Origin of the sequence: Streptomyces sp. NRRL WC-3605 (assembly GCF_001509795.1) — a bacterium.
Lineage (GTDB): Bacteria > Actinomycetota > Actinomycetes > Streptomycetales > Streptomycetaceae > Streptomyces > Streptomyces viridochromogenes.
The window spans coordinates 192,010-210,533 of sequence record NZ_LLZN01000056.1; the positions used below are offsets into that span (position 1 = coordinate 192,010).

At 72.3% G+C, this 18,524-nt stretch carries 14 protein-coding genes; 3 read left to right on the forward strand and 11 right to left on the reverse strand.

All coding sequences use genetic code 11. The annotated features are described in order from the left end of the window. Positions 1-2: 2 nt before the first annotated feature. The 11 genes from ADL34_RS17815 to ADL34_RS17865 all read right to left on the reverse strand — a co-directional run bounded on the left by ADL34_RS17815 (position 3) and on the right by ADL34_RS17865 (position 13,021). On the reverse strand, positions 3-1,025 hold the full coding sequence (locus tag ADL34_RS17815; protein ID WP_062670670.1) for an ADP-ribosylglycohydrolase family protein: 1,023 nt from the start codon (positions 1,023-1,025) through the stop codon (positions 3-5). Next, positions 1,022-1,759 carry an NUDIX hydrolase gene (locus ADL34_RS17820; RefSeq protein WP_062670668.1) on the reverse strand — a complete coding sequence of 246 codons (738 nt, stop codon included), beginning with the start codon at positions 1,757-1,759 and terminating at the stop codon, positions 1,022-1,024. The genes ADL34_RS17815 and ADL34_RS17820 overlap by 4 nt, the downstream gene beginning before the upstream one ends. 280 nt (positions 1,760-2,039) lie before the next feature. Further along, positions 2,040-3,155: a pseudouridine synthase gene (locus ADL34_RS17825; RefSeq protein ID WP_062670666.1), complete on the reverse strand. Its 1,116-nt coding sequence runs from the start codon at positions 3,153-3,155 to the stop codon at positions 2,040-2,042. Continuing rightward, positions 3,155-3,805 (reverse strand): SMC-Scp complex subunit ScpB, encoded by a 651-nt coding sequence (gene scpB, locus ADL34_RS17830; protein ID WP_062670663.1) that lies wholly within the window; start codon positions 3,803-3,805, stop codon positions 3,155-3,157. The genes ADL34_RS17825 and scpB overlap by 1 nt, the downstream gene beginning before the upstream one ends. Continuing rightward, the gene (locus tag ADL34_RS17835) at positions 3,802-4,995 is read right to left on the reverse strand and encodes a segregation and condensation protein A (RefSeq protein ID WP_079034321.1); all 1,194 of its coding nucleotides are present in this window, start codon (positions 4,993-4,995) and stop codon (positions 3,802-3,804) included. The genes scpB and ADL34_RS17835 overlap by 4 nt, the downstream gene beginning before the upstream one ends. An 18-nt stretch (positions 4,996-5,013) precedes the next feature. Continuing rightward, complete coding sequence (locus tag ADL34_RS17840; RefSeq protein WP_079034320.1) at positions 5,014-5,598, reverse strand: hypothetical protein; 585 nt, start codon at positions 5,596-5,598, stop codon at positions 5,014-5,016. Next, a complete protein-coding gene (locus tag ADL34_RS17845; RefSeq protein WP_079033693.1) occupies positions 5,583-6,719 on the reverse strand; it encodes a ParA family protein in 1,137 nt (378 codons plus the stop codon). Before ADL34_RS17845 ends, ADL34_RS17840 begins: the two co-directional genes overlap by 16 nt. A 399-nt stretch (positions 6,720-7,118) precedes the next feature. Beyond that, positions 7,119-8,243: an alanine dehydrogenase gene (gene ald / locus ADL34_RS17850; protein ID WP_199835587.1), complete on the reverse strand. Its 1,125-nt coding sequence runs from the start codon at positions 8,241-8,243 to the stop codon at positions 7,119-7,121. A gap of 135 nt (positions 8,244-8,378) precedes the next feature. Beyond that, positions 8,379-10,475 carry a tetratricopeptide repeat protein gene (locus ADL34_RS17855; protein WP_062670660.1) on the reverse strand — a complete coding sequence of 699 codons (2,097 nt, stop codon included), beginning with the start codon at positions 10,473-10,475 and terminating at the stop codon, positions 8,379-8,381. 168 nt (positions 10,476-10,643) lie between these two features. Continuing rightward, positions 10,644-11,270: an NUDIX domain-containing protein gene (locus ADL34_RS17860; protein WP_062670658.1), complete on the reverse strand. Its 627-nt coding sequence runs from the start codon at positions 11,268-11,270 to the stop codon at positions 10,644-10,646. Positions 11,271-11,353: 83 nt separating this feature from the next. Next, complete coding sequence (locus ADL34_RS17865; RefSeq protein ID WP_062670656.1) at positions 11,354-13,021, reverse strand: CTP synthase; 1,668 nt, start codon at positions 13,019-13,021, stop codon at positions 11,354-11,356. A gap of 500 nt (positions 13,022-13,521) precedes the next feature. Between ADL34_RS17865 and ADL34_RS17870 the strand changes: the two genes are divergently transcribed. The 3 genes from ADL34_RS17870 (at position 13,522) to ADL34_RS17880 (ending at position 18,514) form a co-directional block, all read left to right on the forward strand. Continuing rightward, complete coding sequence (locus ADL34_RS17870; RefSeq protein ID WP_062670654.1) at positions 13,522-15,324, forward strand: glycoside hydrolase family 15 protein; 1,803 nt, start codon at positions 13,522-13,524, stop codon at positions 15,322-15,324. 67 nt (positions 15,325-15,391) lie between these two features. Next, positions 15,392-16,771 carry an FAD-binding oxidoreductase gene (locus ADL34_RS17875; protein WP_062670652.1) on the forward strand — a complete coding sequence of 460 codons (1,380 nt, stop codon included), beginning with the start codon at positions 15,392-15,394 and terminating at the stop codon, positions 16,769-16,771. A gap of 66 nt (positions 16,772-16,837) precedes the next feature. After that, positions 16,838-18,514 (forward strand): PucR family transcriptional regulator, encoded by a 1,677-nt coding sequence (locus ADL34_RS17880; RefSeq protein ID WP_062670651.1) that lies wholly within the window; start codon positions 16,838-16,840, stop codon positions 18,512-18,514. Positions 18,515-18,524: the final 10 nt, after the last annotated feature.

Genomic DNA, 18,524 nt, shown 5'->3' on the forward strand with positions numbered 1-18,524 from the left:
GGTCAAGCGTCCCAGAGCGCTCCGAGGGCCAGCAGGTCGCCCCGGTACTCGATCCGGTCGGCCCAGTCGGCGGGCCAGGCGTCCGCGCCGAGGTGGGCGCCGGCGAACGCCCCGGCCAGGCAGGCGATCGAGTCGGAGTCCCCGGCCGTGCAGGCGGCCCGGCGCAGGGCGGTCAGCGGCTCGTCGACGAACCACAGGAAGCACAGCAGCCCGGTGGCCAGCGCCTCCTCGGCGATCCAGCCCTCGCCGGTGGCCAGGCAGGGGTCGGTCTCCGGCGACACGGACCGGACGGCCTCCTGGAGCCGGTCCAGCACGGCCAGGCAGTCGTCCCAGCCGCGCGCGATGAAGTGCTCGGGGGTGGGGTCCTGGGAGCGGGTCCACAGGTCGCCGAGCCAGCGCTCGTGGTAGCGGGTGCGGTTGTCGTAGGCGTAGGACCGCAGCAGTCCGACCAGCCCGGCGGGGTCGGCGCCGCGCGCGAGGAGGTGCACGGCGTGCGCGGTCAGGTCGGACGCGGCGAGCGCCGTGGGGTGCCCGTGGGTGAGCCCGGACTGCAACTGGGCGGCGCCGGCGCGCTGTTCGTCGCCGAGCCCGGGGACGAGGCCGAGGGGGGCGACGCGCATGTTGGCGCCGCAGCCCTTGGAACCGATCTGCGAGGCGTCCTGCCAGGGCCTGCCGTCGTCCTTCAGCAGATTGCACGCGACCAGGCAGGTCCGGCCCGGCGCACGGTTGTTCTCAGGCGACTGGTACCAGTCCACGAACTCCTCGCGTACGGGCCGCTCCAGCCGCTCGGGCCCGAGCGGACCGCGGTCCATCGCCGTCCGCAGCCCCTTCCCCAGGGCCAGGGTCATCTGGGTGTCGTCGGTGACGATGGCCGGCTTCGGCAGGGGCATCTCGCGCCAGGGGCCGCACTTGGCGAGGATCGACGGCACGTCGTTGAACTCCGTCGGGAAGCCCAGCGCGTCGCCGAGGGCGAGCCCGAGCAGGGAGCCGGTGGCGGCGCGCTTGCGGACGGTGGTGGCGGTCATGCGGGGCGTCCTTCCGGGGTGGGCCTGAGCAGGGGTGGGTGAAGGGTGGTCGCGGCTCCCGCGCGGTACAGCGCGGCCGGTTTGCCGCGGCCGCCGGTGAGCCGGGCCGCGCCGGGGACGGGCTCGACGAAGCCCGGGGTGGCGAGCACCTTGCGCCGGAAGTTGGGCCGGTCCAGGGCGGTGCCCCACACCACCTCGTAGACCTTCTGGAGCTCGCCGAGCGTGAACTCGGGCGGGCAGAAGGCGGTGGCGAGACCGGAGTACTCCAGCTGGGCGCCGATCCGGTCGTGGGCGTCGGCGAGGATCCGGTCGTGGTCGAAGGCGAGCGGCCGCGCCCTGTCGTACGGGATCCAGCGGGCCTGTGCCGCGTCGCTGCCACTGCGGGGTTCGGGCGGGTCGGGCAGCAGGGCGGTGAACGCTACGGTCACGACCCGCATCCGGGGGTCGCGGTCCGGCTCGCTGTAGGTGCGCAGCTGTTCGAGGTGGAGGCCGGTGACGTCCGACAGGCCGGTCTCCTCGGCGAGTTCGCGGCGAGCGGCCGTCTCGGCGGACTCGTCGGGCTGCACGAAGCCGCCGGGCAGTGCCCAGTGGCCCCGGTACGGCTCCTGTCCGCGCTCGACGAGCAGGACGTGCAGGGCGCCGTCGCGGAGGGTGAGGACGGCGAGGTCGGCGGTGACGGCGAAGGGCTCGTGGGCGTGCTTGTCGTAGCCGTCCGGCACGACGGGTCCGGGCATGGCGGACCACCCCCTTAATGGTCAGTACGACTATTAGTCACCCTGACCATAAAGGGCCCGCACGCGTCTCCACAACCCCCGGACACCGCCCGGACGCCACCCGCCGGCCGCAAGGCCCCCGCACAGCCCCCTGGCGGCCTTCTGCGGCCTTCCGGAGCCGGGATGCACCCCTGAGGCCTCGCACCCCGTCCCGGCCCGCCACAGGTCCACCGGGGCGGGCAAACGCGACGGCCGGCCCGGGGCTCCCGGACCGGCCGTCGCGACGCACACGTACGCGTGTCTACAGATCGACTTCCTTCATCAGCATGCCGACCTCGGTGTTCGACAGCCGGCGCAGCCAGCCGGACTTCTGGTCGCCGAGGGTGATCGGGCCGAAGGAGACCCGCACCAGCTTGTCGACGGGGAACCCGGCCTCGGCCAGCATGCGGCGCACGATGTGCTTGCGGCCCTCGTGCAGGGTGACCTCGACCAGGTAGTTCTTGCCGGTCTGCTCGACGACCCGGAAGTGGTCGGCGCGCGCGTAGCCGTCCTCCAGCTGGATGCCGTCCTTGAGCTGCTTGCCCAGGTCGCGCGGGATCGGGCCGACGATGTGCGCGAGATAGGTCTTGCGCACGCCGTACTTGGGGTGGGTCAGGCGGTGGGCCAGCTCGCCGTGGTTGGTGAGCAGGATGACGCCCTCGGTCTCGGTGTCGAGCCGCCCGACGTGGAACAGGCGGGTCTCCCGGTTGGTGACGTAGTCGCCGAGGCACTGCCGGCCCTCGGGGTCCTCCATGGTGGAGACGACGCCGGCGGGCTTGTTGAGCGAGAAGAACTGGTACGACTGCGTGGCGACGGTCAGCCCGTCGACCTTGATCTCGTCCTTCTCGGGGTCCACGCGCAGGCCCTGCTCGAGGACGATCTCGCCGTTGACCTCGACGCGCGCCTCGTCGATCAGCTCCTCGCAGGCGCGCCGCGAGCCGTAGCCGGCCCGGGCGAGCACCTTCTGCAGCCGCTCGCCCTCCTGCTCGGCGCCCGGGAACGTCTTGGGCGGCTTGACGTCCTTCTTGCCCTCGTACCGCTCGCGGTTGCGCTCCTCGGCGCGCGCCTCGTACTCGCGGGACGTCGCCGGGACCGACCGGCCCCGCTGCAGGGGCTTCTTCGGCCCGCCCTTGGCGCCTCCACGGGCCGCGGGCCCGCGGCCCGACTTGGGGCCCTCCTGGGTGGCGCCCGGACCTACGTCGTAGCGTCGCTCCTCCGGGCGCGGCTTCTTCGGACGACCGCCCTGCCGGTCGTCGCGGTTGTTGCCGGCGCCGCGGTGATTACCGCGGCCACCGCCGCTCCCGCCGCGGCCGCCGCTGTTGCCACCACGGCTCCCGCCGTTGTTTCCGCTGCTGTTCCTGCCGCTGCTGCTTCGCATCAAAGTTCCGTCTTGTCGTCTGCGTCCTCGGAATCCGGGGCGTCCGGATCGAACGACGGGACCGCTTCCAGGGTCTCGGCCTCGATCGCCTCCGCCTCCGGGAGGAAGGGCGCGAGTTCCGGGAGCTCGTCCAGGCCGCGCAGGCCCATCCGCTCCAGGAAGTAGTTCGTCGTCCTGTACAGGATCGCACCTGTTTCAGGTTCCGCGCCCGCCTCCTCGACGAGACCGCGCTGCAGCAGGGTCCGCATCACGCCGTCGCAGTTCACCCCGCGCACGGCCGAGACGCGGCTGCGGCTGACCGGCTGACGGTAGGCGACGACCGCGAGGGTCTCCAGGGCGGCCTGCGTGAGGCGCGCCGTCTGCCCGTCCAGGACCAGCCGCTCGACGGCCGGCGCGTACTCGGGCCGGGTGTAGAAACGCCAGCCGCCCGCGACGAACCGCAGCTCGAAGCCCCGGCCCTGCACCGCGTACTCGTCGGCGAGCTCCCGCAGCGCGTCCGCGATCTGCCGCCGCGGCCGCTCCAGCAGCTTCGCGAGGTGCTCCTCGGCCGCGGGCTCGTCCACGACCATGAGCATCGCCTCCAGGGCGGGCTTGAGGTCGAGGTCCGCGACCGTACGCGATCCGGCGGGCAGCCCGGTGATCTCGCTCACGCCTTCTTCTCCTCCTGCTCGGGCGGCTCCGGCGGCCGGTCGAACTCGTCGGTCACCCTCGGCTGGTCCTCCCCGTCCCCGCCGGTCCAGCGCACCACGAGGTCGCCGAGCGCCGTCTCCTGGTCGAGGGCCACGGCCTTCTCGCGGTACAGCTCGAGCAGCGCGAGGAAGCGCGCCACGACCGTGAGGGTGTCGCCGGTGTCCGCCACGAGATCCCGGAAGCTCGCCTCGCCCAGCTCCTTGAGCCGCGCGACGACGATCCCGGCCTGCTCCTGCACGCTGACCAGCGGCGCGTGGATGTGCTCCACGTACACCTGGGGCTTCGGCCTGGGCTGCATCGCCTTGACCGCGAGCCGGGCGAATCCTTCCGCTCCGATGCTGATGACGACCTCGGGCAGCAGCTCGGCGTGGTGCGGTTCCAGGCCGACGGTACGGGGGTAGCGGCGCGCCTCGTCGTCGAGCCGCCCGCTGAAGATGTCGGCGATCTGCTTGTACGCCCGGTATTGGAGGAGCCGGGCGAACAGCAGGTCCCGCGCCTCCAGGAGCGCCAGGTCGGCCTCGTCCTCCACCTCGGCGGCCGGGAGCAGCCGGGCCGCCTTGAGGTCGAGGAGGGTGGCGGCGACCACCAGGAACTCGGTCGTCTCGTCCAGGTCCCAGTCGGGGCCCATGGCGCGGATGTGCGCCATGAACTCGTCGGTCACCTTGGACAGGGCGACCTCGGTGACGTCCAGCTTGTGCTTGGAGATCAGCTGGAGGAGCAGGTCGAAGGGGCCCTCGAAGTTGGCGAGCCGGACCTTGAAGACCCCGTCGGCCTCCGCGTCGGCGCCGTCCTGGGGGGCGGGCGCGGGGGCATCCGGGGCGGCAACGGTCTCCAGGGCCACGGTCGTCGGGGTGGGCGCCGGGGCCTCCACGGCCACGGCCGTCCGGGCGGGCGCCGGTTCCGGCTCCTCGATGGCCGTCCCTGCGGTGGGTCCGGCGGGCGCCGGCTCAGGCACGCCGCCGGCCGGCCGGCTCTGCGGCCCGGGTGCCGGGGCCTCGGGAGCGCCGAGGCCGGGCTCGGGATCCGCGGGCGACCGCTCCGGTGCCACATCCGGCGGGGCGGGTGGCGCCGCTCCCGGTCCCCGGCCCAGCGCGCGCCGGCGGCCGGCGGGGGCGCCGGCGCGCGGGGCGGGAACGTCGTTCGAGGTCATGGCCCCCGCAGGCTACCGCTACCGCCCGCGGAGCCGTCGTACGAGGATGCTGGCGTCGCCCCGGGACTCCAGGTCGGCGAGGACCACGGCCACCGCCTCGCGGACGATCCGCCCGCGGTCGACGGCGAGCCCGTGCTCACCGCGGAGCACCAGACGCGCGTGCTCCAGGTCCATGAGCTCCTCTGCGGAGACGTAGACGGTGATCTTCTCGTCGTGCCGTTCGCGTCCACTGGGCCGGCGGGCGGCGGCACGGCCCCGTTTGCGCGGCGCGGCGGCGGCATTGGCCGCGGCGGTCCCGGCAGAACCTTCCTGCGCGCCCTGACGCCGTGCGGAGCGCTCCCCGGAGGCGGACCGGCTGCGGGACTCCCCCGCCTCGGCCTGCTCGGTGTCGGCCGCCACGTGCTCGGCGCCCTCGCCGTCGCCGCCCTGCGCGGGCACCGACTGCGGCGCGTCCTCGGCGGCCGCGGGGTCGCTCTCCCCCGCGGGAGCCGGCACCCGGGCCTCGCCGTTGGCCGGGCGCCGGGGAGTGGACGGCTGGAGCGCCGTACCCCCTGTCGTGCGGAACAGTTCGTCGGCCCCCGGCAGACTCACTCGGCGTGACACCGGGCGAGCACCTCCCTGGCGAGCTGGCGGTAGGCGGCGGCACCGACGGAGTTGGAGGCGTACGTGGTGATCGGCTCACCGGCCACCGTGGTCTCCGGGAAGCGGACCGTGCGCCCGATGACCGTGTGGTAGACGTGGTCGTCGAACGCCTCGACCACGCGCGCCAGGACCTCACGGCTGTGGACCGTGCGCGAGTCGTACATCGTGGCGAGGATCCCGTCGAGCTCCAGCTCCGGGTTCAGCCGCTCCTGGACCTTCTCGATCGTCTCGGTCAGCAGCGCCACGCCGCGCAGGGCGAAGAACTCGCACTCGAGCGGCACGATCACCTTGTGCGCGGCCGTCAGGGCGTTGACCGTGAGCAGGCCGAGCGAGGGCTGGCAGTCGATGACGATGAAGTCGTAGTCGTCCATCAGCGGCTTCAGGGCGCGCTGGAGCGTGGACTCCCGGGCGACCTCGCTGACGAGCTGGACCTCGGCGGCGGACAGGTCGATGTTGCTGGGCAGCAGGTCCATGTTGGGGACCGCCGTCTTCAGCAGCACCTCGTCGGCCGACATGCCCCGCTCCATGAGCAGGTTGTAGACGGTGAGGTCGAGCTCCATCGGGTTCACACCGAGTCCGACCGACAGCGCGCCCTGCGGGTCGAAGTCCACGAGCAGCACGCGGCGACCGTATTCGGCGAGTGCGGCACCCAGGTTGATGGTCGACGTCGTCTTGCCGACGCCGCCCTTCTGGTTGCACATCGCGATGATCTTCGCGGGACCGTGGTCGGTCAGCGGACCCGGGATCGGGAAGTACGGCAGCGGACGTCCGGTCGGGCCGATGCGCTCGCGGCGCTGCCGGGCAGCGTCGGGCGCGAGGGTGGCCGCGTACTCGGGGTCGGGCTCGTACTCCGCGTCGGGGTCGTAGAAGTGCCCTTCGGGCAGTTCGTCGTAGTCGGCGAAGTGGTTGCGGGGCGCGCCACTTCCGTCGCCGGCCATGGCGTTCACGTGATGGCCATCCATGCTCTTGTTTGCTGTCAGAGCCGTGTGGGGGCTGGTCTGGCTCTGGTGGGCTGCGAAGGTTCGGACAGCGACGGAGCCGACAGCCTCGAATCCCGCGGGACCCTGGCCCCGTACAGGCATTCCTGGTTGACCACCCCCGGGAGAAAATGTCGACTCATTCACAAGTCGTCTTACCTCCTTGGTGACCAGGAAACTTCTAGACAGGTCAGCGTGGCACCATGCCGACGGTTGGCGACTCTATGGCGTGTCGGCGGTCCGCAGCAACACAATCCACCGGACCGGGCAGATGTGTCGACAATGAAACATCCCGCTGTCAAGGGCGTACGGCCGTCGCACAGCAGGTTTCACCGGTGTGCGAATCGGTCGAAGGGTTACGTTCGAGGCGAGTTGACCGAGCGTCGCAAAGTGACCATACACACATCCAGCCGGACCTTTTCGAGCAAGGTCCGGCTGGATGCGCAGGGTTGACGACCTGTGTTGACGTATCGCCTTTACCAGAAAGTGACTTGCCGATCCGGCTCAGCCGAGGAGCGACTCGAGCTCGACGTGCTCCAGGCCGTGCGCCTCGGCGACCTCGCGGTAAACGACCTTGCCGTCATGCGTGTTGAGGCCCTTGGCCAGCGCGGGGTCACGGCGCAGCGCCTCGACCCAGCCCTTGTTGGCCAGCTCGACGATGTACGGCAGCGTGGCGTTGGTCAGCGCGTAGGTGGAGGTGTTGGGCACCGCGCCGGGCATGTTGGCGACGCAGTAGAAGACCGAGTTGTGGACCGGGAAGGTCGGCTCGGCGTGCGTCGTCGGGCGGGAGTCCTCGAAGCAGCCGCCCTGGTCGATCGCGATGTCGACAAGGACACTTCCCGGCTTCATGCGGGAGACCAGCTCGTTGGTGACCAGCTTCGGGGCCTTGGCGCCCGGGATGAGGACCGCGCCGATGACGAGGTCGGCCTCGAGGCAGGCCTTCTCCAACTCGAAGGCGTTGGAGACGACGGTCTGGATCTTCGTGCCGAAGATCTTGTCCGCCTCGCGCAGCTTGTTGATGTCCTTGTCGAGCAGGGTCACGTGGAAGCCCATGCCGATGGCGATCTGCGCGGCGTTCCAGCCGGAGACGCCGCCGCCGATGACCACGGCGCGGCCGGCGAGCACGCCGGGGACGCCGCCGGGCAGCACACCGCGGCCGCCGTTGGCGCGCATCAGGTGGTAGGCGCCGACCTGCGGGGCGAGGCGGCCCGCGACCTCGGACATGGGGGCGAGCAGCGGCAGGGCGCGGGTGGGCAGCTCGACCGTCTCGTAGGCGATCGCGGTGGTGCCGGACTCGATGAGGGCGTCCGTGCACTCCTTGGACGCGGCCAGGTGCAGGTAGGTGAAGAGCGTCTGGTCCTTGCGGAGGCGGTGGTACTCCTCGGCGATGGGCTCCTTGACCTTCAGCAGCAGGTCGGCGGCGGCCCACACCTGGTCCGCGGTGGGCAGGATCTGGGCGCCCGCGGCGACGTACTCGCTGTCCGGGATCGACGAGCCGAGGCCGGCGCCCTGCTCGATGACGACCTGGTGGCCGTTGCGCACCAGCTCGAGCACGCCGGCGGGGGTGATGGCCACCCGGAACTCGTTGTTCTTGACCTCGCGGGGGATGCCGACCTTCACGTCGATCACGGTCCTTGGCTCAGGGGGTGTGGGGCATTGCTACACAATCCCAGGCATGCGATGGCATACCAGGAGACACCGCAGGAGAAGGTGCGGCAGAGCCAGTCTAATGAAGGTGTTCCCGCTGTCTAGCCTTTCATTGCATCAATCTTCGTTCGACACGCTACGGATTTCGCAGGCGTCAGCGCCGTGTTTCGGCTCGATGGCCTGGTCGTCGGGCCCGGGCCCGGCCGCGTCGGCCTCCTCGGCCGCATCGGTCTCCTCCACCAGGATCCGCCGCGCGGCGCCCCGGTGCAGCTCAGCGGCCGAGGGATCGCCGAGCCGGTCGAGGGTGTCGGCGAGCCGCAGGTAGAGCGCGCCCTGGAGCCGTACGTCCTCGGCGCGGCGTGCCAGCTCCACCGCCTCCTGGCAGGTGCGCAGCGAGTCGTCGAGCCGTCCGGCGTACTCCTGGACCCGGGCCAGCTCGCTCAGGGCGCGCGCGTGACCGGCGACGTCGCCGTTCTTGCGGTGCACGGCGACCGCGGCCCGCCAGTTGCGCTGGGCCTCTCCGTACCGGCCGGCGTAGGTGTGCGCCTCGGCGGTCCTGCCGTACAGCCGGGCGGTCTCGGCGCGCTCCCCGCGGGCCAGCCGCTCGGCGAGGGCCCGGCCGTACCAGTCGGCGGCCCGGTCGTAGTCCCCGAGCTCCAGATGCGCGCCGCCCACGGATTCCATCGCGCGGCCGGTCGCGTACGGGTCGTCCGCCTCGCGACCGGCGTCCAGCGCGGCCCGGAATCGCGCGAGCGCCTCACGGGTCCGCCCGGTGCGGGCGTCCAGGTCGCCGAGGTTCAGCAGGGCCGCCGCCTTCTCCCGGGGCAGGTTCCGGCGCTCGGCCACGTCGAGGACGAGCCCGTGGATCTCGTACAGGTCCCCGGCGGCGGCCTGGGTGCCGAAGTGCGCGGCCATCGCCCTGACCAGCTGCGACATCAGGCGTCTGGCGAGGGTGTCCAGCTCCCCGTCGGCGACCGCGGCCCGGGCCGACGCCAGCAGGGCGGGCCTGCGCAGGCGCAGCCAGTCGGCGGCCGCGCGGGGGTTCGGGAAGCGGAGGGCGCGGGGCACGCCGAGGAGCTTCTGACGGGTCTCGGGGCTGTCGGTCTCGGTGATCGCCCGGCAGGACTGGAGCAGCCGTACGGTCCGCTCAAGCATGCGGGCGCGGGCGAGCTGGACCTCGGCGGGCCTGTCCTGGGTCTCGCTGAGGGCCTGCAGCAGCGGGTGCAGACAGCCCGGGACCCGGTACTGCGGCAGCGGCGACTCGACGCGGTGCAGCAGGCCGAGGGCGGCCAGGTCCTCCAGGGTGGTGTGGGCGCCGTCCACCGAGCAGCCGGCGAGGGCGGAGGCACCGTGCGGGTCGACGAGACCGGCGGGGGCCAGCGTCAGCAGGCGCAGCATGCGGGCGGCGGGGGCGGGCAGCGAGGCGTGCACGAGCCGCAGCAGCCGGCCGAGCGGGGTGCCCTCCGCGCCCTCGGCGCGCAGCTGCTTGGCCAGGTCGGAGACGGCGGACTTGGGGCGGGCCGCGAGCCAGCCGCCGGCCAGCGTCAGCGCGGCGGGCTGCCCCTGGCAGACCTCCACGAGCCCTTCGGCGGCCCTCGGGTCGACGGTGATGCGGACGGAGCCGGAGAGCCGGGTGAGCATTTCCACGGCGGACTTGGTGTCGAGGCCGCCGAGCGTGCAGGGCCGGACGTCGGAGATGCCGGTGAGCGGACCGCCGGAGACGACGACCGCCAGGCACTCGGGGGTGTCCGGCAGCAGCGCGTCGACCTGCTCGGCGTCGGCCGCGTCGTCGAGCAGCAGCAGGGCCCGGCGGTCGGCCAGTGCCTCGCGCAGGGCGGCCGTCAGGTCGTCCTCGGCGGCGCCGGGCGGTGCGGGCACGTCGAGGTCGGTGAGCAGGTCGCGGGCGGTGCGCGCGACGGGTACGGGGGTGCCGTCGGGCTCGCTGAGCCGCGCGCGGAGCACTCCGTCGGGGTAGCGGCCGGCCACCTGGCGGGCCAGTTCCCCGGCGAGTGCCGTACGGCCGGAGCCGGGGCGGCCGGCGATGAGCAGCACGCGCGCGCGGGGTGCCTTGCGGCCGGAGAGGGTGTCCAGGCCCGCGCGCTCGATGTCGGCGCGCAGCTCCTTCAACTCGCGTGTGCGGCCCAGGAATTGACTGCCGTCGGGGGTCCGGGCCGACGTCCGGACGTCGCCTGTGTCCACCACCTGGTCCGTCACGGGCCACACTCCCGTCCCACGCACGCGCGAGCCCGCCGGGACTCCGGTTCGGGCGTGCTCAGAGCCTAGTTGACGCTCTGGTACGTTCCGGGCGGAGTGCGGCGGGCACGGCGGGGACATCGCCCGATCGGATCAGCCGATCTTCACACCGCTGGTGGTGTGCTCCGATCAGGAGGCGAAGGGCCGCGCGGGCCAGGGGGCCTCCGCCGGGCGCAGGGCGTCCAGCCCGTCGCCGCCGCGCGCGGCGGCCAGCGAGAGCACACCCACGACCAGGCAGTTGTTGTGCACGTCACCGGCGAGGACGTGCCGGACCAGGTCGTCGACCGGCACGCGCGCGTGCTCCATGTCGGCCTCCTCGTCCTCCACCACGAACCGCTCGCCCTCGGCCTCGGACAGCTGCCGGGCGAGGAAGATGCGCACGGCCTCGTCGCAGCCGCCGGGGGTGGTGTAGACGTCGGTCAGGACCCGCCAGTCCTCGGCCTTGACGTGGGCCTCCTCGTACAGCTCGCGCTGGGCGGCGTGCAGCGGGTTCTCGCCGGGGACGTCGAGCAGACCGGCCGGGATCTCCCACAGCTTGTGGCGGACCGGGTGGCGGTACTGCTTGATGAGCAGGACGCGGTCCTCGTCGTCCAGGGCGAGCACGGCGACCGAGCCGGGGTGGACCTGGTAGTCGCGTCGCACCACCGAGCCGTCCGGCATGACCACGTCGTCCGTGCGGACGGAGGTCTTGTTGCCCACGAAGGGGGTCCCGGTCGCCCGGACCTCCCACTCCTCGGGGGTGTCCTTGATCGTCATGCCCTGCCCTTCCACGTGCGCAAAGGAAAACCGGGGCGCCCACCGTTGAAGGTTTGCGCCCCGGCCACCGTACAACTCTCGTGTTACTTCGAAATCTTGCGCTCGACCGCGGCCTTCACGAGCCCGGCGAACAGCGGGTGCGGGCGCGTCGGGCGCGACCGCAGCTCCGGGTGGGCCTGCGTGGCCACCAGGTAGGGGTGGGTCTCGCGCGGGTACTCCACGTACTCGACGAGCTTGCCGTCGGGCGAGGTGCCGGAGAACAGGATGCCCGCCTTCTTCTCCAGCTCCGCGCGGTAGGCGTTGTTCACCTCGTAGCGGTGACGGTGCCGCTCCTCGACGTACTCCTTGCCGTCGTACACCTCGCGCACGATGGAGCCCTCGGCCAGCTTGGCCGGGTACATGCCGAGCCGCATCGTGCCGCCCATGTCGCCCTCACCGGCGACGATGTCCATCTGCTCGGCCATCGTGGAGATGACCGGGTGGGAGGTGGCCGGGTCGAACTCGGTGGAGTTGGCGTCGGAGATGTCGGCCAGGTTGCGGGCGGCCTCGACCACGATGCACTGCAGGCCCAGGCACAGGCCCAGCAGCGGGATCTTGTGCTCGCGGGCGTACTTGATCGCGCCGACCTTGCCGTTCACCCCGCGCTCGCCGAAGCCGCCGGGGATGCAGATGCCGTCCACGTCACCGAGCTGGGCGGCGGCGCCGGCGGGCGTCTTGCAGTCGTCCGAGGTGACCCACTTGATCTTCACGCGGGCCTTGTTGGCGAAGCCGCCCGCGCGCAGCGCCTCGGTGACCGAGAGGTAGGCGTCGGGCAGGTCGATGTACTTGCCGACCAGCGCGAGGGTGATCTCGTGGTCGGGGTTGTGGACGCGGTCGAGCAGATCGTCCCAGGTCGTCCAGTCCACGTCGCGGAACGGCAGGTCGAGCTTGCGGACGACATAGGCGTCCAGTCCCTCGCCGTGCACGGTCTTCGGGATGTCGTAGATGGACCGCGCGTCGGGGCAGGCCACCACGGCCGCCTCGTCGACGTCGCACATCAGGGAGATCTTCCGCTTGATCGCGGTGGGGACCTCACGGTCGCAGCGCAGCACGATCGCGTCTGGCTGGATACCGATGTTGCGCAGGGCCGCAACCGAGTGCTGCGTCGGCTTCGTCTTCAGCTCCCCGGAGGGGCCGATGTACGGCAGGAGCGAGATGTGGACGACGAAGACGTTGTCACGGCCGACCTCGTGGCGGACCTGGCGGACGGTCTCCAGGAACGGCAGCGACTCGATGTCGCCGACCGTGCCGCCGACCTCCGTGATGACGACGTCGACCTCGTCCGTCGCCATGCGGCGGATGCGGTGCTTGATCTCGTTGGTGATGTGCGGGATGACCTGCACGGTGTCGCCCAGGTACTCGCCGCGCCGCTCCTTGGCGATCACCGTGGAGTAGACCTGGCCGGTGGTGACGTTGGCCGATCCGTCCAGGTCACGGTCGAGGAAGCGCTCGTAGTGGCCGATGTCCAGGTCGGTCTCGGCGCCGTCGTTGGTGACGAACACCTCACCGTGCTGGAAGGGGTTCATCGTGCCAGGGTCGACATTGAGGTACGGGTCGAGCTTCTGCATGACGACGCGGAGACCACGCGCCTTCAGGAGCATGCCGAGGCTGGAGGCCGTCAGGCCCTTGCCGAGCGAGGAGGCGACACCCCCGGTGACGAAGATGTGCTTGGTCGTCGTGGCTGCGTTGGTTCGGAAAGCAGCGGGCGGCATGGCCAAGAGGGGGCTCCCGTGGTCGCGATCTTGAAGTGCGGTTCGGGGGTCTTCACGCCCACCGGTCCACGGGCTACCAGGGTATCAGCGACCGGGACCGATGGCTTCCGGCCACGCTCCGCGCACACCCAGGCACACATCCGCACACTTCACCGGGCCCTCACGGTCCGGTCACCCACTGCTCACCCGTTCGGCCGACCCGGGTTGCCCGGAGGGGCACGCAGATCATCTACGTGCGTCGTATCCTGCTCGGACATTCGCTGCCGAGCCCGGCCGGCAACACGGCACCACCCCTCGCCCGTACGCACCGGAACAACGCGAGCTCGTCAGTTCGTTGAGCAGAGATCGTCGAGCAGTGACCACCGTTTTGCCTCACGGCCGCGGCGACTGCTTTGCTTCACCGCTCAACGCCGATTTACAACCACCCCTTGACCGCACTAGCGAGAGCCCCCTTGTCGCACGAAAGAGGGGGTGACGTGGCCGTTCGACTGGAGTTGCACGTGGCCGGGCGCATCGAAGACTACGCACTCATCGGAGACATGCAGACCGCCGCGCTGGTCTGCCGGGACGGCACGGTCGACTGGCTGTGCCTGCCCCGCTTCGACTCGCACGCCATCTTCGCCGGCCTGCTGGGCACCGAGGAGCACGGCTTCTGGCGGCTCGGACCGGCGCACGCCTCCGACTCCGAGCCGCCGACGGCGACCAGGCGCGGCTACCGTGGCGACTCCCTGATCCTGGAGTCCGAGTGGGACACCCCGCGCGGCACGGTCCGGGTGATCGACTTCATGCCCCCGCGTGACGGGGCGCCCCAGCTCATCCGGATCGTGGAGGGCGTCTCCGGCCGGGTGCCGATGCGCTCGGTGCTGCGGATGCGCTTCTCGTACGGCCGGGTGGTGCCGTGGGTGCACAAGCACGAGGGGCGTACGGTCGCCGTCGCCGGGCCGGACTCCGTGTGGTTCGACACGGACGCCGACACCTACGGCGAGTCGCTGACGACCTACTCGGACTTCACGGTCTCGCCGGGCGAGCGGATCGCCTTCACGATCTCCTGGGAGCCCTCGCACAAGGAGCCGCCGGCCCTGCCCGAGCCGGAGCAGTCGCTGGAGGCCACGGAGGACTTCTGGCGCGAGTGGGTCGAGCACTGCACGTACCACGGGCCCTACCGCGAGGCGGTCATCCGCTCGCTGATCACCCTCAAGGCCCTCACGTACGCCCCGACGGGCGGCATCGTCGCCGCCCCGACGACCTCCCTGCCCGAGGACATCGGCGGCGTCCGCAACTGGGACTACCGCTACACGTGGCTGCGCGACGCGGCCATCACCCTGTCGTCGCTGCTGCGCACCGGCTACCGCGAGGAGGCCCGTGCCTGGCGCGAGTGGCTGCTGCGGGCGGTCGCCGGCGACCCCGAGAACCTGCAGATCATGTACGGCATCGCCGGTGAGCGCGAGCTCGGCGAGGCCGAGCTGGACTGGCTGCCGGGCTACGAGAACTCCGCCCCGGTACGAGTCGGAAACGGCGCCGCCCACCAGCTCCAGCTCGACGTGTACGGCGAGGTCACCGAGGCGCTGCACCTGGCCCACATGACGGGCCTCGCCCGCAACGACTACGCCTCCCTGCTCCAGCTGAAGCTGATCCGCTACCTGGAGGACCACTGGGACGAGCCGGACGAGGGCATCTGGGAGGTGCGCGGCCCGCGCCGCCACTTCGTGCACTCAAAGGTGATGGCCTGGGTCGCCGTGGACCGGACGATCAAGCTCATCGAGTCCGGCGACGCGGACGGCCCGCTGGAGCGCTGGAAGGAACTGCGCGACGAGATCCACCGGGACGTGTGCGAGAAGGGCTACGACAAGGAGCGCAACACGTTCACGCAGTCGTACGGCTCGCGGGAGCTGGACGCCGCCCTGCTGCTGATCCCGCAGGTGGGCTTCCTGCCGCCGGACGACAAGCGGGTCATCGGCACCGTCGAGGCCATCCAGCGCGAACTGTCCACGACGGACGGCTTCATCCTGCGCTACCCCACGGAGGGCGAGGACGAGGGCGTCGACGGCCTGCCGGGCGACGAGGGGGCCTTCCTCGCCTGCTCGTTCTGGATGGCGGACGACCTCGCGATGATCGGCCGCGTCGACGAGGCCCGCAAGCTGTTCGAGAAGCTGCTGTCGCTGCGCAACGACCTCGGTCTGCTGGCCGAGGAGTGGGACCCGGTCCGCCAGCGCCAGGTCGGCAACTTCCCGCAGGCCTTCAGCCACGTCCCGCTGATCGACACCGCGCTGCGCCTGACGGCGTCGGGGGCGTACGGCGGCTGAACAGGAAGGACGGCCGGAGCCTGCCTAAGCTGGGAGCCATCAGCCCCTGTAGGGAAGGGGGCGCCTCATGGCCTCCCCATCGAAGGCGGGCGCGGCGCTCGCCGCGCTGCGCGAGGAACTGGTCGGCGACGTGTTCGCCCCTTCGGACGCGGGCTACGACGAGGCCCGCACCGTCTTCAACGCCATGATCGACAAGCGGCCCGCCGTCATCGCGCAGTGCGTGAACGAGGACGACGTCGTGCGGGCCGTGCGGTTCGGCAGGGACCTCGACCTGAACATCGCGGTGCGCGGCGGCGGGCACAGCGTCGCCGGCTCGGCCGTCAACGACAACGGGCTCGTCATCGATCTGCGGCACATGCGCGCGGTCTCCGTCGACCCCGCGGCCGAGGCGGTGCGGATCGCGGGCGGCGCCACGATGACCGACCTGGACCGGGCGTGCCAGCCGCACGGCCTGGCCACCACCGGCGGCCGGGTCTCGACGACCGGCGTCGGCGGTTTCCTCCTCGGCGGCGGCACCGGCTGGCTGGACCGCTGCTTCGGACTGGCCGTCGACAATCTGCTCGGTGTGGAACTCGTCACCGCGGACGGCGAGCGGGTCCACGCGAGCGCCGACGAGAACCCGGAGCTGTTCTGGGGTCTGCACGGCGGGGGCGGCAACTTCGGCGTCGCGACCGCGTTCACCCTGAAGCTCCACGCCCTGCCCGAGTTCTCCATGGCCCTGCTGCTGTACCTGCCGGAGTTCGGCCGCGAGGTGACCCGCACCTACCGCGAGCTGATCGCCGCCGCCCCGGACGAGGCGAGCGGAGGGGTGATCTACCTCACCGGCCCGCCCGAGGACTTCGTACCTCCGCACCTGGTCGGCTCGCTGCTGTGCGCGGCGCTGCTCACGTACGCCGGGCCCGAGGAGGACATGCGCAAGCTGGCCGAGCCCCTGCTGGCGCTGCCGCACGAGCAGGAGATCGTCGGCGCCATGCCGTACGCCGACGTCCAGTGCATGCTCGACGACCCTCCGGGGATGCGGAACTACTGGTCCGCCGAGTATCTGACGGGCGCGCCCGACGAGTACCTGGACGTGTTCTGCGCGGGCGGCGAGGCGCTGCCGCCGAGCGCCACCATCCAGGTGCTGTTCCCGCAGGGCGGGGCGATCGCGGCCGGTCCGCACGAGTATCCGGTGCCCTACCGGGACGCGCCGTGGGCCGTCCACCCCTTCGCGATCTGGGAGGACCCGGCGGACGACGAGCGGTGCAGGCAGTGGGTGCGGGACGTGTGCGCCGGCGCGCGCCCGTACAGCACGGGCGACGTGTACCTCAATTTCATCGGGGACGAGGGCACGGACCGGGTGAAGGCCGGTCTGGGCGCCGAGAACTTCCAGCGGCTCGCCGGCCTCAAACGCCGCTACGACCCGGACAACGTGTTCCGCTTCAACCACAACATCGCCCCGGCCTGACGGTCGGAGGCGTCGCCGCAGGGTACGGATGTGCCGCCGGGGCGCGCCCGCGGGTAGCGTCCGGCTATGGACAGCCGTAGGGACAGCGCGTTCGACACCCACAGCGCCGGGATCACCGTGCGCCGGGCCCTGGAGCTGCCCGCACTGCGCGGCGGGCTGCCCGAGGTCCTCGCGGGCGGCGACCGGCTGGGGCGCACGGTGCGCTGGGTCCACGCGGGCGAGGTGCCCAACATCGCCTCGCTGCTCAAGGGCGGAGAACTGCTGCTGACCACGGGGTACGGCCTCGGGACCCGGCCCGCCGACCAGCGGGCGTTCGTGCGCACCCTGGCCGACCGGGGGATCGCGGCCCTGGTGGTGGAGTTGGGCGCCCGCTTCACCCGGCTGCCCGCCGCGCTGGTCGACACGGCGCGCGCGGCGGGGCTGCCGCTGGTCCAGCTCCATCGCGAGGTGCCGTTCGTCACGGTGACCGAGGAGATCCACACCGAGATCGTCAACGGGCACTACGCGCTGCTGCAGCGGGCGGAGGAGGTGCACCGCCGGTGCACGGAGGCGCTGCTCGGCGGGGGCGGGGTGCCGCAGGTGCTCGCCATCCTGGCGGACTTCGCCGGCAACCCGGTCTTCCTGGAGACGCCGGACGGCCGGCTGCTGTACGCGGCGGGGGCCGGGCCCGAGGGCACGGACCCGTTGCAGGTGTGGGAGGGCCTGCGCGGCCAGCACAAGGAGGTGCCGCCGCCGGCCGGGTCGGTACTGGTGGAGGTGCCCGGCGGCGGCGCGGGCACCGGGGCGGTGCGCGCCCGGCTGGTCCTGCTGCCGGTGCGCGGGCCGCTCGCGCCGGTGCACCGGATCGCGGCGGAGCGCGCGGCGGGCATCCTCGCCGTGGTGCTGATGCAGGCGCGGCAGGAGGAGGAGCTGGCCGCCCGGGGGCGCGGCGACTTCCTGACCGATCTCGCGGAGGGCCGGGTCACCCCGGAGGACGCCCCGGCGCAGGCCCGTGTCCTGGGCTTCAAGCCGGGTTCCGGTCCGCTGCTGCCGGTCGTGATGCGGCTCGGCGACGGGCTGGCGGCGCCCGGGGGTGCGTCCCGCGCCGGCGCGGAGAGCGGGGGCGGCTGGGCGGTGCTGGCCCGAGCGGTCGGCGAGGAGCTGGCCTCGGTGGGGGTGCCGGTGCTGCTGGGGGTGCGGCCGGTGGAGGGCCGGGTGCCGCTGCTGCTGGGGCTGCGCGCGGAGTCGGAGCGGCCTGCGGTGGCGGACCGGGTCGCGGCGGCGCTGCGGGCGGGCGCGGAGCGGGCCGGGATGCGGCGGCCGGGCGCGCCGGCGCCGGTGGTGGTCGTCGGGGAGGCGGGCGGCTGGGCGGCGGCCTCGGCGTCCCTGCGGCACGCGGCGGAGACGGCGACGGCCGCGCAGGGGCTGCCGGACGTGCCCTGGTACGACGCCCGGCGGCTGGACATCGACCTGCTGCTGTGGCGGCTGCGCGACCATCCCGGCCTGGCGGCGTTCGTGGACCGGGCGATCGGGCCGCTGCGCGCGCACGACGAACGGTCCCGGCCGCCCCTGCTGCCCACGCTGGAGACCTACTTGGCGCACGCGGGCCGCAAGGCGGAGACGGCCCGGGAACTGCATCTGAACCGGCAGACCCTCTACAACCGCCTCGCGCGCATCGGCGAGTTGCTCGGCACCGACCTCGACGACCCGCACACGGTCCTGGCGTTGAGCCTCGCGCTGCGCGCCCGGCGGTATGTGCCGTAGTGCCGGGCGG

Excerpts from the sequence above, each read along its gene's own strand:
- ADL34_RS17845 (WP_079033693.1), bottom strand. The coding sequence starts at position 6,719 with ATGCCTGTACGGGGCCAGGGTCCCGCGGGATTCGAGGCTGTCGGCTCC.
- ADL34_RS17815 (WP_062670670.1), bottom strand. The coding sequence starts at position 1,025 with ATGACCGCCACCACCGTCCGCAAGCGCGCCGCCACCGGCTCCCTGCTC.
- ADL34_RS17825 (WP_062670666.1), bottom strand. The coding sequence starts at position 3,155 with ATGCGAAGCAGCAGCGGCAGGAACAGCAGCGGAAACAACGGCGGGAGC.
- ADL34_RS17880 (WP_062670651.1), top strand. The coding sequence starts at position 16,838 with ATGGACAGCCGTAGGGACAGCGCGTTCGACACCCACAGCGCCGGGATC.
- ADL34_RS17875 (WP_062670652.1), top strand. The coding sequence starts at position 15,392 with ATGGCCTCCCCATCGAAGGCGGGCGCGGCGCTCGCCGCGCTGCGCGAG.
- ADL34_RS17860 (WP_062670658.1), bottom strand. The coding sequence starts at position 11,270 with ATGACGATCAAGGACACCCCCGAGGAGTGGGAGGTCCGGGCGACCGGG.
- ADL34_RS17835 (WP_079034321.1), bottom strand. The coding sequence starts at position 4,995 with ATGACCTCGAACGACGTTCCCGCCCCGCGCGCCGGCGCCCCCGCCGGC.
- ADL34_RS17865 (WP_062670656.1), bottom strand. The coding sequence starts at position 13,021 with ATGCCGCCCGCTGCTTTCCGAACCAACGCAGCCACGACGACCAAGCAC.
- ADL34_RS17820 (WP_062670668.1), bottom strand. The coding sequence starts at position 1,759 with ATGCCCGGACCCGTCGTGCCGGACGGCTACGACAAGCACGCCCACGAG.